At 54.4% G+C, this 17,350-nt stretch carries 8 protein-coding genes; 7 read left to right on the forward strand and 1 reads right to left on the reverse strand.

All coding sequences use genetic code 11. The features are described 5' to 3' along the window. Positions 1–129 precede the first annotated feature (129 nt). From ABLN94_RS21650 to ABLN94_RS21670, 5 genes are all read left to right on the forward strand, one after another. Complete coding sequence (locus ABLN94_RS21650) at positions 130–768, forward strand: cysteine hydrolase family protein (protein ID WP_352996341.1); 639 nt, start codon at positions 130–132, stop codon at positions 766–768. Continuing rightward, on the forward strand, positions 761–1,681 hold the full coding sequence (locus ABLN94_RS21655; protein ID WP_352996343.1) for a DMT family transporter: 921 nt from the start codon (positions 761–763) through the stop codon (positions 1,679–1,681). The genes ABLN94_RS21650 and ABLN94_RS21655 overlap by 8 nt, the downstream gene beginning before the upstream one ends. Beyond that, complete coding sequence (locus ABLN94_RS21660) at positions 1,650–2,573, forward strand: invasion associated locus B family protein (protein WP_352996344.1); 924 nt, start codon at positions 1,650–1,652, stop codon at positions 2,571–2,573. The genes ABLN94_RS21655 and ABLN94_RS21660 overlap by 32 nt, the downstream gene beginning before the upstream one ends. Positions 2,574–2,798: 225 nt before the next feature. Next, positions 2,799–10,199, forward strand: a complete 7,401-nt coding sequence (locus ABLN94_RS21665; RefSeq protein WP_352996346.1) for an autotransporter outer membrane beta-barrel domain-containing protein — start codon at positions 2,799–2,801, stop codon at positions 10,197–10,199. 74 nt (positions 10,200–10,273) lie between these two features. Beyond that, the gene (locus tag ABLN94_RS21670; RefSeq protein WP_352996348.1) at positions 10,274–10,738 is read left to right on the forward strand and encodes a cation transporter; all 465 of its coding nucleotides are present in this window, start codon (positions 10,274–10,276) and stop codon (positions 10,736–10,738) included. Positions 10,739–10,965: 227 nt separating this feature from the next. Here ABLN94_RS21670 and ABLN94_RS21675 read toward each other — a convergent pair whose 3' ends face one another. Continuing rightward, a complete protein-coding gene (locus tag ABLN94_RS21675; protein ID WP_352996350.1) occupies positions 10,966–13,062 on the reverse strand; it encodes a tetratricopeptide repeat-containing sulfotransferase family protein in 2,097 nt (698 codons plus the stop codon). A gap of 235 nt (positions 13,063–13,297) precedes the next feature. Here ABLN94_RS21675 and ABLN94_RS21680 point away from each other — a divergent pair, with 235 nt between their 5' ends. Together ABLN94_RS21680 and ABLN94_RS21685 are read left to right on the forward strand one after the other, a co-directional pair. Beyond that, positions 13,298–16,171, forward strand: a complete 2,874-nt coding sequence (locus ABLN94_RS21680; protein WP_352996352.1) for an autotransporter outer membrane beta-barrel domain-containing protein — start codon at positions 13,298–13,300, stop codon at positions 16,169–16,171. A 667-nt stretch (positions 16,172–16,838) separates the two neighbouring features. Further along, entirely contained in the window at positions 16,839–17,342 is a 504-nt protein-coding gene (locus ABLN94_RS21685; protein ID WP_352996354.1) for a hypothetical protein, read from the forward strand. Positions 17,343–17,350: the final 8 nt, after the last annotated feature.

The raw sequence follows: 17,350 nt of genomic DNA on the forward strand, positions 1-17,350 counted from the left end.
CCGTCGAATTCCTGAAGCGGGTGTCCCTTGCAGTTCGGCAAACTGAAGACTTTCAATAGAACCCGGTCCCGATCTGATTAATGTCTCGCAACCAACAACAATTCTTCCAATAGGGCGGAAGGGTATCCCATGGCCGAAACCAGCTCGAAGAAGCGCGACTTGATCGAGGGGCGTGCCGCACTGATCGTCATAGATATTCAGAAGTCCACCTTCGCGCCCATGGCGAACGATGAGCGGGCTATCGCACATATGCCCGACTACGCTGACCGCATGGCGCGGACCAAAGTAGCAATCGACAAGGCCCGCGAGGTGGGTATTCCGGTGATTTTCATTCAGGAAATCCATCGCTCGGATCTTGTTGACATGGGCCGGGAAACGGATGGCGACGAAGACGTTCATTGCCTGGACAACAACCCGCTAACCGATCTTGCGGTAGACGAGCTGGGCATCCTGCCGGACGACTACAGAATCCAGAAACGCCGCTACTCGGCGTTCTACGGCACCGACCTGGAAATCTTGCTGCGCGGATTAAAGGCGGAAACCCTTCTTCTGACCGGAGGTTTGACCGATGTTTGCGTGCACTACACCTTCGTTGATGGGCATCAAGGCGATTACTTTTGTCGCGTGATTGAAGATTGCGTTGCAGGATCGAGCCTTGAGGCGCATCAGGCATCACTCAAGGCCATGGAGTATCTCCAACATGGCGCGATCCAACCCATCGACGCGGTTCTGGCCGCGATGGAGGCTCAAGCGCAAAGCCATGCCTAGTCAGCAGAACATCACGGCAGCGGGTTTTGCGCTCGCTGCCTCGGCCATTCTGAGCTTCATAGACAACTTTGTTGCGTCGGTGGCGGAAGAAGCGGGGCTTTGGCAGTTTCAGGTGTTCCGTACGATGTTTGCACTGCCGATGTTGTTGGTGGCTAGCCGGATGATGGGGCGACCTCTGCGCCCGGTTAATCACAAGGGACTGATTGGTCGCAGCCTCATCGTGTCTGTTGGGTTGTTGATCTACTTCGCCTCGCTGGGCAACCTGCCTGTGGCACAGGCGGGCGCGGGGCTGTTCAGCGCACCTCTTTGGGTGGCGCTATTGACGGTCTTTCTGTTTCGCCAACGGTTGGGAGCGATAGGTATTGTCGCTGTGGTGCTGGGTTTCGTCGGAGCGCTGATGCTGTTGCAGCCGGAATTCCGAAACTTCACGACATTGTCCCTCATGCCGTTGGCTGCGGGGTTATTTTATGGCTTGGGAATGATGCTGACGCGGCATTGGTGTGCGGATGAAAACCCGATCACGCTTGCAATTGGCATCTTTCTGTCCATTGGAATTGCAGGTGTGGTCATGCTGGGCGCCGTAACTCTGTGGCCGGGTGAAGAATTTATTTCCTTACCATGGGTTGAACCGAGCGGGCGGTTTCTGGTGCTGACAGTGTTCCAGGCTTTTGGTGCCGTCGTCGCGGTGACTTTGATTGCCCAAGCTTACCGTATCGGCTCCCCCGCAGTTGTTGCGGTTTTCGAATATTCGTTCCTGATATTCGCCTGCCTCTGGGCATCCCTTCTGTGGAACACGGCGACCAACCCGCTGGCTTGGGCCGGTATTGTCATCATCCTGATCTCTGGCCTGCTTATGGCCTTCACACAAAGAAGAACACCAAATGCCACCGCTTCCGTCCGAATTCGCCTCTAAGCGCTATGATTCAATCGTGTACATGAGGGACATGCTAAACCATCTGGGAGACGAAAGGTCTCTTTCGGATTTTGTTGATGAACTCAAAGCAGATTGCGAACGATGGGGATCTTTGGACACAGGTATCTTTACGCTTAGGTACGAGACGGGGCGGCGCATCGACTTGCGGCCGTGCTGGCAAACTGGCGTGAACGAGGCAGATTTAGGTGCAGACTTAAACCTTCATCGTCTTCGTCAGCGACCACCAGTTGGATCTTTGAAACCCGGACAACGAAATCAATCTGTTAACGAAACCCAAGCACAAGGCAACCTAATGAAACGTCTCGTTTTTAGCTTAGTTCTTTTGGCTTCGGTAATCTGGCCGGGACTTGTGGCAGCCGAGGGTGCTCCGCAACCCTCATTGGTAACCGAACAATACGGGGTTTGGGAGGTGAACTGCCGAGCCGAAAGTCGCGATGTGGAAGCGCAAGCTGCCGGGGCCTCGGAACAGCGTTGCGAACTGAGAACTTCTGTTAACTTGCGAACGAACCAGCCGGACCAGCGACGCACTGTAGACGTGGTTGTTGGAACAGCAAAGGACGTAGCAGGGCAACCGTTGATAATCGCCGTGCCCTCCGAGGTTCTTCTACGTGATGCCGTCGAGCTGAGCCTCATCTCAGGAGACGGGGAGGATGCCGAACCGGAGTCGGTACTCGAACTTACCTATGTCCGATGCTTGCCCACGAGCTGCATTTCACAGGCCGATGTTGACGAAACTCTCTTGAGGCAAGTCTCGACGGCAGAAGAAGCTCAAATTCTCTTCACGGATCTCCGTAACCAGAGGCTGGCCGTCGCGCTTGACCTTACTGGATTTGCCGATGCCTGGTTAGCGTTCCAGTCGAAAGGCAGTTGAACGAGCCACCACTAACCCGACAACAGGCGATTCACTTAAAACTCGTGTGGGATAAGAAATCTGAAGGGCTGAGTTCTCATTGGGTATTGTAATTACTTGATATTTTACGGGGCCTTCTGGCTATGCGCCTATCGCTCAGGTGCGTGGCCCCAATGGTTTCCAAAACCTTGAAACACCGAACAACAAACAACTGCGAAACGCAGCTAGAAAAATAAGGGCGTCCGGATGCAGCACATTTCATTCTCTTGGGGGTATGGCCTTGGGCCTGCCGTAGCTTTGGTTGCTCTGACGGGCCCGGTCTCTGCGGACTATATCTGCGGTGTCGATACTACAATAACGACGCAATGGGATTGCTTTGATGGCGTCATCGAGCTGGATGTCGTAATTGACGAAATTGATGACTCCACCTTTGGAACCAGCACTGTCGAGTTTTCCGATATTAATGACTCTGTTGGTGAAGGTACCTACTTTTTCTACGTCGATAATGTCGGCGAAGATGGAGATGATCACGGCGATGATGGGACGTCCGTCGACGCATTGGGTGTAACCTACGAAGGTGATGATACCGAGATCGAGCTGATCAGCGGTGCCGATGTTCCGGCTCTGGCGGTAGTTGGAGAAGGGGGTGATGGTCACTCGGGTAAAGATCGCACCAGCGTTACATCGTCTGGTGATGGCGGCGACGGTGGTGACGGTGGCACTGTCGGCGGAGCTCAATCCCTGACCATTTCTGGCGGGCTGACCTATGGTGAGGTTAGCGGTGGTGGTCTCTACGTCTACGCGACTGGCGGCAGCGGCGGGGATGGCGGTGATGGCCGGTCTTATGGATTGACCGATGCGTCTGGTGGTTCAGGTGGCAACGGCGGCGACGGCGCGGACGCGAGCCTGACGATTGGCGATGACGCGACACTCTCTTTTGAGATCACCGGCGATGACACAGACGGGATTTTTGCCGTCAGTAGTGGTGGCGATGGCGGGGATGGCGGTAAAGCCCGAGGCGGCGAGTCCGGCGCAGGCGGGAATGCCGGATCTGGTGGTCAAGCCGGAGACGTCACGGTTCAGGTATCGGACGGTGCGACGTTGATCCTGACCACCACCGGCGCGAACAGTCAGGGGATTGAGGCCTCCAGTGTTGCGGGCAATGGAGGCGACGGTGGTGATTCCGAGGACGCGGTTGTGCTCTCCTATGGTGGTGATGGTGGTGCCGGTGGTGCCAGCGGCAACGTGACTGTCTACGTCGAGAACGCAGATATCAACACGGAAGGCACAGATTCCATTGGCATATTGGCTCGCTCATACGGCGGAGCAGGCGGTGACGGTGGTGATGCGGATTCAGCGCTCAACCTGGGGAGTGGCGGCTCAAGTCTGGCCGCAAATCCCAGTGGTGACGTGGACGTAACCTTCAGTGGTGCGATCACAACATATGGAGACGGTGAAAGCACAAGCAGCAGCAGCTCTAGCGATGCGAGCACAACGTCCTCTGCCATTTTGGCGCAATCTGTCGGCGGATTCGCGGGGAATGCCGGAGACGTCGAATCCGGCCTGTCTTCATGGGGTGCGTCAACAGAAAGCGCGGGTGACGCAGGCGACGTCAGCGTCACCCTGTTGGATGGAACGAGTCTGGAAACATATGGCAGCTACTCTCTGGGGATAGAGGCACAAAGTGTCGGCGGTGGTGGCGGCAAGGGCGGATCGGCCAATGACATCCTGGCTGTTGGCGGCGACGGCAGTGCCGCTGGTGATGGTAGTACGGTGACAGTAACTGTGGGTGACAATGCCACGGACGACGTCTCTATCTATACCGGAGGAAGTTACTCTGCCGGCATCCTCGCCATCAGTGTTGGAGGTGGCGGTGGCAACGGCGGCGGCGCCACCGGGATAGACACAATCGGTGGCACTGGTGGCGACGGTGGGGATGGCGGTGAAGTGATCATCGTCAGTGCTGCGGATATCACCACGGAAGGTGACTATTCCGAAGGCATACTGGCGCAAAGTATTGGCGGCGGTGGCGGCAAGGGCCACTCTTCCAGTGGATCGCTGCAAAGTATCGGTGGCAACGGTGGGGACGGCGGTGACAGCGGTGAAGTGACATTCACCCATATCGGCGGTGAGATCGAAACCGACGGCTACGATTCCGACGGCATCGAGTTGCAAAGCATCGGTGGGGGCGGAGGTAAAAGCTCCTCGTCGTATGAAGTCGGGTTTCTCGTCGAGCTTGTGGTTGGTTCCCAAGGTGGTGATGGCGGAGATGGGGCCGATGTATCGTTTGTTGAATCCGCCACTGAAACTTACGAGATCGAAACCGCTGGGGATTTCTCGAACGGCATTTCGGCGCAAAGCGGCGGCGGTGGCGGCGGTAGTTCTGCCGATACGCGAAGCTATACGATTGGCTTTTTGACCTCAGTAACTGTGGGGTCTTCGGACGATGCCAGCGCAGGTGGCGATGGAGGCGCGGTATCTTTGGACACTTTGGCCGACATAACCACTGCTGGCGATAATGCTTACGGCATTATGGCACAAAGCTACGGCGGCGGTGGCGGCTCGGCAGGCGATATAGTCGAGGTATCCGCGGGCGTTACATTGACGACCATCGAATACAATGTTGGTGGTGACGGTGGTACCGGCGGCGACGGAGGGCAAGTTTCAGTTTCAACCAACGGGTCGATCGCAACAGACGGCGAAAACTCTGTTGGTGTTTTTGCACAAAGCGTTGGTGGCGGCGGTGGCACGTCCAGCAGCCTTTATAGTGTTTCCTCGGTTTCCCTGACCTCGTTGGACATTTCCGTTGGGAGCACTGGAGGCGATGGCGGTGACGGTGACACTGTCGACGTGTCTATTTATGATGACATCACCACCAACGGAGACAACGCCACCGCTGTTTACGCGCAAAGTGTCGGTGGCGGAGGCGGCAATGCCGGACAGGTCTGGGCGGTCAGTTCCCTTTCGGTAAGTTCTGTTTCGGTTGCGCTTGGCGGTGATGGAGGGTCCGGCGGCGACGGTGGCGACGTTACAGTTGTAAGCGAGGGCGCCCTGACCACCACCGGGGCAAACGCCGATGGTATTTTTGCTCAGAGCCTCGGCGGCAGCGGTGGAAACGCGGCGACCACTATCAGTGGCAGTGCTTTGTCTATTGTCGACAGCGTTAACGTCACTATTGCCGGAACAGGTGAGGACGGCGATGTTGCCGGTATGGTCGAGGTGACCAATTCTGGCGATATCAGCACCAGAGACGACGGCGCATTTGGTATCTACGCGGAAAGCCGAGGCGGTGGCGGTGGAAAGGCCGGCCTTTCCGCGGCGGTTTCAGGAGCATCAGTTGCTGACGTTGAAGTAAATGTCGGCGGGGCTGGGGGTGACGGTGGTTCGGGCGGCACGGTCACAGTTGATAATTCCGGCGACATTTTGGTGGCAAAGCACAATGCCGGCGGTATTTACGCCACCAGCGCCGGGGGCGACGGTGGCAGCGCATCGACCACTTTTACGACTTCGGGCGTCTCTTCTGCAGCTGTTGCAATCAGTGTAGGCGGTGGCGGCGGTGACGGAGGAACCGGTGGAACTGTTTCAGTAACCAACACTGGCGGAATTGAAACAGATGGTTACAACTCAGTCGGCATTTACGCACAGAGCCTGGGCGGCAGTGGTGGCAGTTCCAGTTCTATCTACAGTTTCGGCATTGAAATTGGCTCGATTTCAGATGGAGATTCTGCCGACCTCACTGTTGGCGTAGGCAGCGACGGTGGTGACGGCGGCACTGGCGGCGCAGTGAGCGTTTATAATTACGGGACTATCTCAACTGGCGCTTACGGTGCGCATGCAGTTTTCGCGCAAAGCGTTGGAGGATCCGGTGGCTCTGCGGGATCAATCTATGAAGGAAATATTAGTTACGCCATTTCAAGTGTTGATGTTTCGTTTGCCTTGGGTGGCGGCGGTGGCAGCGGGAGCACCGGAGGTGATGTCTATGTCCTGAATTCGGGATCCATTCAGACCGATGCGACTTATTCTCATGGTGTATTTGCGCAGAGCATCGGTGGCGACGGGGGGACCGGCAGTAGCGCCTATGTTGCAGTGGTTCCACAGACAATCGATCTCGACCTGACTGCTGGCGTGACCATTGGCGGCGGCGGTGGTGATGGTGCAATCGGTGGCGCTGTCGAAGTGGAAAACTCTGGCGATATCGCAGTCTTGGGCACGGGATCGACCGGAGTGTATTTGCAGAGTATCGGCGGTGATGGCGGAGCATCGGGAGATTCGATCACCAGTGTTCTGGATGTAACCAATGGAACTGACGGATCTTTTGCATTGGCGGCAGCCATCTCTGTCGGTGGATCTGGAGGCTCCGGCAATGATGCCGGTGCTGTTAGCCTGACCAATAGTGGCTCCATCACGGCTTATGAGGAGTCATCAGATGGCATCTATGCGCAATCCGTCGGTGGCGGCGGTGGCGACGGCGGCGCCGCCAGCGCAACGGCAGTAGCTTATTCTGCCGGTTCAACAACGCTGGATAGTTTCTCAATTAAGTTTGGGCTGGCTCTTGGTGGCGATGGTGGTGCAAGTGGTGACGGCTCGACCGTCGATATTGAAAATTCCGGCGAGATTACAATCGAAGGGGATGTCGCCTATGGCATCTTTGCGCAATCAGTTGGCGGGGGAGGTGGCACCGGTGGCGAAGCCGGTTCACAAGAAGCGTCCTGGGTTGAGGACGAAGACTCGCTTAACACAGCCTATGTCGTGGCGACCGACCTGATCAGCGCTTATTCGATCTATTCCCTAGTGACAGATCCGCTGAGCCTTGTAACCAATTGGACACTTGATATCGGTGGTGATGCCGGCGCGTCCGGCGATGGCGATACTGTCACGATCAGCAACTCTGGGAACATAACCACGACAGGCGATAGCGCTACTGCGATCTATGCACAGTCCGTTGGCGGTGGCGGCGGTACGGGCGGCGACGGCAATGGCAAGATCACCACTAAACTCACGATTGGCGGCGAAGGTGGCGCCGGAGGTCACGGTGGTGACGTCAGCGTGACCAACAGCGGCTCAATCACGACGTCTGGCGAAGGAGCCATGGGAGTTTTCGCTCAATCGGTTGGCGGCGGCGGTGGTGCCGGGGGCGACACCGAAGGCGCTTTTGCTACCTTCGATTTGGGAACGACGATGCAGATCGGGTTTTCATTCACTGAAGATGCGGGCAATGGCGGCGATGGCGGCTCGGTCGATGTATACAGTGTTGGCGACATAACAACCACTGGCGCTTATGGGCATGCAATCTGGGCTCAGTCAGTCGGTGGCGGCGGTGGGGCTGCAGCTTCGACCTCTGACGTGTCCTATTCTTTCTCTGGCAGCAATGGCTCGGAAGGTGACGGTGGAGATGTGACAGTCACCAGTACGGGCGACATCAGTGTTTCGGGTGAGTATGCGGTAGGGATCATCGCTCAATCGAGCAGTGGCGCCTATCTGACTGACGACGACACTACGGACGCAACCTCTTATTACACTTATGATGGTGATGGAGAGTACGAGTCCGGCAACGTAGAAATCAGTGTTTACGGCGATGTCATTTCGTCTGGCACGTCAGGGCGTGGTATCATCGGGGTATCCACTGGGTATGACTCAGGTGGAGCCGTAGACATTTCGATTGCCGACACAGCAACCGTTTCGACCGCGTCAGACGGGTGGCACACTGTGACGATTTTGGACGGGTTCAACAATACACTGACGAATTACGGCACAATTGAACAGTTGGGGCTGTACGAAGACAACTCGGATGACGTGTATGCTATCTACTCAGATGTGACGGATGACAGTTACGACAGCTATGGCACGGTTTCAGGCAACAACACCACAACGATCAAGAACTACGGGACAATAACGGGATCAGTCTACCTGTACGATGGTGGAGACTACGCGCATAACTTTGAAAATCTGTCTGGCGGCGTGTTCAATAGTGGTACAACGGTCGTGTTCGGCGGTGACGATGAAGCTGGTTCGTTCTTCAACATCGGTACGTTGTCGCCGGGTGATACCGGCAATATCCTGACGACAACTTTTTCCGGCGGTGATGTTTATATCGGAGCCGGATCTACCACGATAATAGACTTGGATATGGGCACGTCGTCGGGGGACGAAAGTTCGGACGTGATTTATGCGACCAGTTCCGTGTCGAGTTTCGCTGGCACTGTTGAAGTGAATGTTGCGGGTGAAACCGCGGTGTCGGACGGTGATAGTGGATCGGTCTATATTCTGGTCACCGACAGCCTGTCCAATTTCACGGCTGATGTGTCTGACACTGTCTTGGTGGATTACGATATCTCCAGCCTCGACGATGCGGACAGCGTTACCATTGATGGTGTGGAATACGACGGTGTTGACGTTGTTGAACTGAGCTACTCAGTGGATTTGACCGGAACATCCTCAGGCGGAAGCACTAACACTATGGTGTTGGTCAACTATTCGTCGGATGTTCTGACCGACGATGACACGTCCTTGGTTTCGGCCAGCGATACTAGTTCGTCCGAAATTGCCGCAGCGAAACTGGTCTCATCCTCGTCGTCTGACAGTGCCGGTGACGGGACTCTATCCGATGAAGAAAAAGCCAAACTCGCGCTGAACGAATTGTTCCTGCAACTATTGAACGCACCGGACGGAGAAGCCTTGGATGCTTTGGCTGAGCCGCATGTGATCGAGGAGGGCGGCATCGCATTCGCTCACTCACGTTTTGCAGCGTACCGGATGCATGACTCTCTGCACAGCTGTTTGAATCTATCTTCTGCTGACCGGGCAACTTTCCTACAGGAACAGGAATGTTCGTGGTTCACAATCGGAGGAACGTTCGGCAGTTTTGAAAACACTGCCAGTTCCGTGCCGTTCGACGAACGTTCGCGCAGCATGTCATTCGGGGTCCAGCGTCAGATCGACAATGGCCTGTTCCTTGAGGTGATGGGGCAAGTAGACGACCTGAGCTACTCATCTGCAGGGGTCTTCAACCAAGAAGGTTATCGGTTCTCTGCTGGCGCTGCTCTCAAAAAAGAAATCGGGCCTGTTACCTTGTCGGCATCGGCTACGCTTGGGCACTATACCCTTGATAATGAAAGATACTATACCGCTTTAGGTGAAGATTATCAGGCTAATGGCGACATTAAAGGAAACTATGTGTCAGCCGAGTTGCGCGCGACCTACCTATACAATGGTTCCGGATACTATCTGCGGCCAGGCCTTGGGCTGAATATGGTTCATACCTTGCAGGATGAAATCGAGGAAACCGGCGATGGTGTTTTGAATTGGTCAGTCGATGGATTTAGTGAAACCGAAGTAGCATTGCGGCCTCAAATCGAGATTGGCAAGGAGCTCAACATTTCGGGTCGCCCGGGTATCATTTATTTGAACACCGGGGTCTCCATAGCAGTTACGGATAACGATGTCACAGTTCCAGCCAGTCTCAACGAGTTGTCTGGAGACCACGTGGCCGAGCACAAATATGACCCCCCCGACATTATTGGTCTGCTGGCGATCGGGATGGATTTCGATGTGTCTGACAATATGTCGCTGAGCTTCGAAGCGCAAAGTGAGCTCGCCGAAAATGATTACACCGTTAGTGGATTTGTAAATTTCCAATGGAAATTTTGACAGGAGCACTGCCACGGTGCGTTTTCGGCGTCTCTCCCCTGCGGCTTAGACCATAACAGAACCGGTGACTGCTGATGAGCACACACAAACACAGCAGGAATGCACATTCCTGCCTGTCCGAAGATGAGAAGAAAATCGCCTTGGTTGCGGGTCTCACTGGCTTGTTCATTTTCGTAGAAATGATAGGAGGAATAATTTCCGGATCTCTTGCGCTTATTTCACACGCAGGGCATACCCTGAAAGACTTTCGTTCTCTTTTTCTGGCGTGGATTGCGCTCCGTCTGTCTAGGCGCCCGGCAGATAATAGGCGAAGCTACGGGTTTGATCGCTTCTCTGTCCTAGCAGCTTTCGTCAAGTGGGACTCCAAGCAAGATCACCAGTTCATCAAAGGGCCTGTCCGGCAAATGTGCGGATTCAAGTCAATTGTATCCGCGTCGACGGTTCTAAACAGCTTCGAAGCTGTGAACATGATCCGAAAACGACAATTCGATTTGGTCTGTGCTTCTGGGTTTCGCCAATTTGCTGAAGTCGCGGGGTAGCTGTTTCTGGAAGGTGAACTTTTCAGGCTTCTCTTAAGTTTCGCGACACAACCTTCTTGAGCCAGAGAACTCGCTTTGTGCAGTGAGTGGAGTGATTTGGGCAAAGTTCTTATTAAGCTAGATAAGAGCTTTGCCGGAAGCCACTTGCCATTGATTTGTATCGTGGAGGCTCTCTCTTCGGCAACAAAACCATCCAACTAAAACTCTGCGGAGCCTAGGCTAGTCACCTAGCAATCAACCAGCGACCCGCCAATAGTCTCGATCAGTGGTCTCAAATGTCGCTCGTAATTGCGCCATTTCTCTTTTGACGAATTATACAAGGGTTGGCGTACCTGCTGAACGCTTGCGGTCCGAACGCGACGCTCTCCTTTGTAGAACGCAAGGCAACTTTCATCCCAATCAAGACCACAATGCGCCACTAGTCGCCGGGCTTCGAATTCAATGTCATCGACCAGATTTTCGTAGTGAACGGTGTGAAAACTGCCTGCGGGCAGCACATCCATCCAATGCTGCATGACTCGCACATAGGCGTTGAAATATCGCCCCAATTCAACTTGGTCGTAACTGTGAAGTTGGCTGCGCTGGAACACACGCGTAAAGCAAGACAGGCATGTATCCAAGGGATTGCGCGCGATATGCACGATCCGCGCGTTGGGCATGACGGCATGAATGAGGCCGACCAAAAGGAAGTTGGCTGGCATTTTGTCGACGATATGCGAGAAACCCGGTGCATGCGTATCAAGTTGACGGACATATTCCCGGGCGCGTTTGGCAAGGTCTTGATCTGACAGGCTGGCGATTAAGCTGCCCGTTTTCTTGTTACCGCCGCGTAGTTGGTCCGCAAACAGCTTGTGCATATAGCTCAGTTCTCCGGCACCGAACACTTCAGGGTGGCTGGCAAGGATCGCCTCGGTCAAGGTGGTTCCCGACCTGGGCATCCCAACGACAAAGATAGGCTGGGTGCTGTCCACAGCGCTTTTGCGCAATCTCTCGATCAGGTCTGGCGTGAAATTTGCAATCAGGTCGTCTGCCGTTTCCTCAATCTGGTCTGCGTCAAAGTCAATGATGCTTCGCTTGATCGCGGCGCCCTTTGCAAAGTGGTCAAACGCGCTGTCATAGCGTTTGAGGTCTTCGTAGCATTTCCCCAAGGCATAGTGATACGAAGCCGACTGTTCCGGCGGCATTGTTTCGGCCTTGGGTAACGCGGCCACAAGGCCCTGAAAATCGACGTTGTCTTCCGTAACCTTGTCCAGCTTGACCAGAGCGATTTGGGCATTCAGCCGCGCTGCGTTTTTCTCGGCCGCCTTGTTGAACCAATTACGGGCCGCGTCGAAATCGCCTTTTTCCATCTCCAGATAGCCCAGTGCCATCATGGCTGCGGTGAAATCCGGCTTGAGTACCAAAGCCTTTTCATAGTTGGCAAAGCCTGTCTCAATATCCCCCAAATGCGATTTACAAACGGCAATGTAGTGATAGGCGGGGGCGTGTGCAGGGTCCAAGCGCTGCGCTTTCTCGGCTTCCAGCAGAGCAAGCTCGTGCAGGTTTTTCTCAGTCAGGACCTGCGCCAATCCGACATATGATTCGGGTCTCCTTTCATCCAGAGCGATGGCGCTGCGAAAGTCCCGCTCGGCCTCGTCCCATTCGCAATGCAATGCATGCAATCGACCCCGATTGCGGTACAACTCTGCCGAAGCATTCGGTTTGCCGAGATAGTCATCCGCAAGTGCTCGGGCCTCGTCAAAGGCCTCCGTTTCGATCAGCACGGATACAAGGTTACTGACGGGTTCCATGAAATCGGGCTGAACGTGCACAGCCTGACGGTAAAAGGAAATGGCTCCTGCCTGGTCTTCTTTGTCACGTGCAATCGACCCAAGGTTGTTCAGTGCAGCTACTAATTCGGGGGCTAGAGCCAACGCTCTTTTTTGAGAAGCCTCAGCTTCTGTCAGGTCGCCAGAGTCGTAATAGACCAGCCCTAGATTGGAATGCGCGCTGGCATTTCCTGGTGCCAATTGAACCGCCCGTTTGCCTGCCTTCAGGGCTTCGTCAACCTTGCCGTTTGCGCGCAAAACCTCGGTCAAGTTTGCAAGGAAGCCGGCATTGTCGGGATTCAAACGGATGGCCTCGCGCATTGCGTTTTCGGCGGGGCCGGTTTGGCCGGTTTGGAACGCAATGACGCCAAGAAGCTGGTGGGCGGGTGCGAATTCAGGTGCAGATTGAAGTATTTGATTCAGAATGTTGACCGCGCGCTGGAACTGTCCATCTTTGAAAGCCTTCGCGCCCAGGTTGTAGGCTGCGCCGATGGAAAGCGCTTGGTTCTCTGACATTCAAAGATCTCCGGTTTTACAGGTGACAGGTTGCGTTTGGGAGCGCCGACAAATTGCTAAATCTTGTTGCAGATTTCTACGAATTTCCCACAGTATGCATATTTTTTATAGTCCGATGAATTGTGCGCTTGGCCAATTGAACATCGATTTTCTGTTGGTTAGCCAAGCGTTAACGAAGCCGGCCGCTGCAAAACGACAAGCTTCGGAAGAAGCTTAGCGATAGTGGGGGCAGAACATGTCGAATAGTAAGGTGGGGGTTGCCACCCCCAGACTTTGTGGTGGCCGACTTTTCAAGTGGAAAGGGAAAATCGTTAGCGCCGCGCCAGCCGCATTGCTGGCGCAAGTGTCGATGATTGCGTTGACCACGGGGATTGCACAGGCGGACAGCATCTCAACGGTTTTGACCACGCCGCAAGTGACCTCAGCCGATGAGGATCACGAAATTACGTCAACCGGCGCGGTTGAGATCACATCCACAAGCGCTCCTGCGCTTACAATTGAAACTGATTACTCAAGCACAGCTACCAATAACGGGACAATTTCGGTCACAGGTTCGGCTATCGAAACAGCGACGGGCCTTCTGTTGGATGGAGAACTGCTTGAGACCGGTGTGCTGGTGAACAACGGTACCATTGCCTTGGATGTGACGGGTACTAGTCCGCGCAGTATTATTGGCATCAAGGTCGCCAACGATTCCGAAGGCTTAATCGAGAACACTGGCACAATCAGTATCGAGGTTTTGGGAACGGAAGGCGAGGCAATTGCTCGGGGCATTTATGTGGAAGGGGATGTCTCGTCGACAGGCCAGATTCTAAACTCAGGGGTCATCAATATTGATGCGTTAAACACGGGCGGCAGCACCGCTTTTGCCTATGGCATTCATATCAGTGGTGATCTTGAGGGTTCGATCATGAACTCCGGAACTATTGATGTTCAATCCCGCGCCTTTTCTCACCAAAACGGTTTAGCTTGGGGCATCTTAGTCGACGGCAATTTGGCCGACACCGGCCGGATTGATAACACTGATACGATTAAATCGGTCGCGATTACTTCAGTTGACAGTTCGGCTCATGCTTATGGGATCGAAGTGGACGGCAATGCGAATGGTGTGATCGCGAATTCGGGTACACTGGACGTCTTGGCGTCTGCACCTAACTACTACGGAGCGTCTGCATACGGTATTGTAGTCGGCGACAACCTGTCCGGACGTATCGAAAACAGCGGTACGATCAACGTGAGCGCGATAGCGGGCGAGTCCTCTGCTCTCGCCTATGGCATTCGCGTTAGTGAAAACGTGTTGACAGACGCGACCGTTTTCAACAGCGGTACAATTACCGCGTTTGCCAGCACCGATACTGATGACAGGCCCCGTGCGCGAGGGATTTCCGTCGACGACTTAGTCGAAGGACGGATAGAAAACGCGGGAAAAATCACAGGCACGGCCAAGTCTCTAACATCGGCTAACTTAGCAACTGCATCAGGCATATACATCCGCAAGGAAGTCTCGGGTACTGTTATAAACTCTGGCACTATGACGCTCAGGGCGGAAGCTGCCGAAAGCTATGCGTCTGCAGCCGGGATTTACTTGAATGGTACATTGAGTGGCAGTGTCACGAACTCGGGCACGGTGACGGCCTCTGCAATTTCAACCGGCGCCAAAGGTAATGCCTATGGCGTGTTTGAGAGCGGGGAGATGACAGGAGATATCTCAAACTCCGGCAGCATTATTGTTTCCGCCCAATCTGGATCGGATACGGGTGGTCCATATCCAAACGAGGCAGAAGCACTCGGTGTTTATGCCAATAATATGACAGGGACCTTCTCAAACTCGGGCCTGATTTCCGCTCACGCAACAGGCAGCTCGGGCACGCGCGCGGTTGGTGTCGAGTTCAACATTTTCAACGGCACGATTGATGGTCTGGGCACAATCCAGGTTTCGAGCAATGACGAAGCCTATGCCGTTTATCTGGGCACTGGTACGGGAACGCTGAATGCCAGTACCGAAGACGATGTTGAGGGTTTGATCCGGGTCAACGAGCACAATGTGGCCCTTGATGCCAGAGGCGGTAGCGCAGTTTTCCGCTTTGAGGATGCAGCGCCGGACTCCGGTTCGTTTACCACTACGGTTTCTGATGAAGGGTCTGCTTGGTTCGTACAGGACGAAGGTGGAGCAGCACCGGTCTATGCTGCGGTCGACGGAGCCGACTTCGCAGTTTCAAGTGACGTCGTGGCATTTTATGGGAGTGTCGTGGGCAGCAGCGGCAACGCGCTGAACTACAATCAGTCGCCGCAGGTAGCACAGGGTGGCGTTATCGCTGGCGTGCGGCCTTATGCTGCGGTCGATTTTCAGCGTCGGGACTTCGAATCCGAGGCTGGCGTCGACACAGACGTAACTCTGTACGGCGGTAGCGCCGGTTTCACGGGGCAATTAGACAGCGGCTTAGCAATGGCTCTGAGCATGGGTGTGTTCTCATCCGATGGTGACACTGACACAACCGACTTCGACACCACCGGTTTCTACCTCGACGCCGCCTTTGGACGGCAGTTCGGTGCTTACACGGTTGAAGGCGGGCTTGGTTACGCTTGGCTCTCGACTGACCGAACACGTCAGATCGACGGCAGCTCTGATGCTGATGCCGAATATGATAGCCGACTCATTACAGCGAATGTCGCGGTTAAACGCGCATTTGACGTCAGTAGTGATTTCGGGCTGCTCGGGTTTGCGGATGTCAGATACACCAACCAAAAGGATGATGGCTATACCGAGACAGGCTCAAGCGCGAATGCAACCGTCGGGGATGTCACCACCGAGGTGATCGAAGCCCACTTGGGCGTCGAAGCTGAAGCAGAGCTTGCCGGTGGTGTTTTAACCGGGCAGGTGAGTGGCGTCGTACGTCGCGGTCTGGGTGAGTCCGACGCCGATGTAACCGTCTTCTCGACGACCGAGACCCTGATCTTTGCCTCAAATGATTTCACTGGTGGAAGCTTGGCGGTTGGTTACGAGAAGGAAGTCGCCCGAAACACACAGTTGGAAGTTAACGTAGAACAAGAGATTGGTAGCAACGCCCAAGGCCCGTTCGCACGTTTCGGTCTTCAGTGGGCCTTCTAACAATTTGAAACCTCTGCAGCGCTACACTCGGCGCTGCAGAATCGAGACTGAAACCCGCATCTTAGCGTGTTCTGATGCACTGCTAACCAGATAGACAGGCTTTGAGATTTCGCAGTTTTTGCATGGCAACGGTGAGATTTGGCGACCATGTAGAAATGGTCTCTTAGGGATCGTTTCCGCCAGTCTCTACGCTTTGCTTGAATGCCAGGATTTATGAAACGGCGTGTCCGGAACATTTGTGCGTTCCAGTCTATCGTTTCCACATCGGCACCTCTGGATGGCATCAAGGCTATAAACATGATCCGAAAATAGCATTTCGATTTGTATCAGGCCTCTGAGCTTCGCCAATTTTCTCAAGTCGCGGGGTAACTGCATCTGGTGGCTCTATTATTCAGATTTTTCTTAGATTTCACGACAATTTCTCTAAATATCAGAATGAACAAACAAACGGTAGTTAATACGACGTCACCAAGAGAACCACATTTTCAAATCAGCAAGAATGCAAAATCGGAATAACGCCTCACGAGATGTCGTTTCGGTAATGCAAATTTGGAATAGAGCTCGAGCCAATATTGATCCAAATGTGCTCACCTTTAGCATGAAAAACATAAAAGCCGAAGGTGCAAAGTAAGCCTCCTTCGGGTGAGACTTATTGCGGGTAGAAAAAATGCGTACGGTGATTTTGGTTTCGATGGGTGTTGGTGTCGTTTTGGGCGTTATCCCTAATGGTACACATGCTGATTTTAGCCCATCCCCTGTCGACAACACCGTTGTCGAGTACTCGGGTGAAAACAGTTCGATTTCCTATACCTATGGCTCGGTTCTTGAGATCGACATCGACAGCCAGACCACCGACTTCACAGATGATATCGTCGCCGAAACGAAGGAGGCCGTTGCGGATACTACGACGACTGGTAGTAAATCAACCTATGGCGGCGATCCAGATATTGCCGCCGACGCTCTGATCGTGCCCGCCGAATTGCCAGCCAAGCGATCGGGGAGACAACCACCGCGGTCGGTTTATCCTTGCAGGATGGCCCCACCGCTGATGGCGGAGATGCAGGGGTTGTCGCCCTGCCGGCCGCGCGGACGCGATGTGGATATTCACGCAAAGCATCAGCGGGGCCGCGGTGATATCGACCACCAGCGCCCGAAAAAATCATCAGAATAATACAACGG

This window comes from Ruegeria sp. SCP11 (assembly GCF_040329455.1).
In the GTDB taxonomy this organism is placed as follows: Bacteria; Pseudomonadota; Alphaproteobacteria; order Rhodobacterales; family Rhodobacteraceae; genus Ruegeria; species Ruegeria atlantica_E.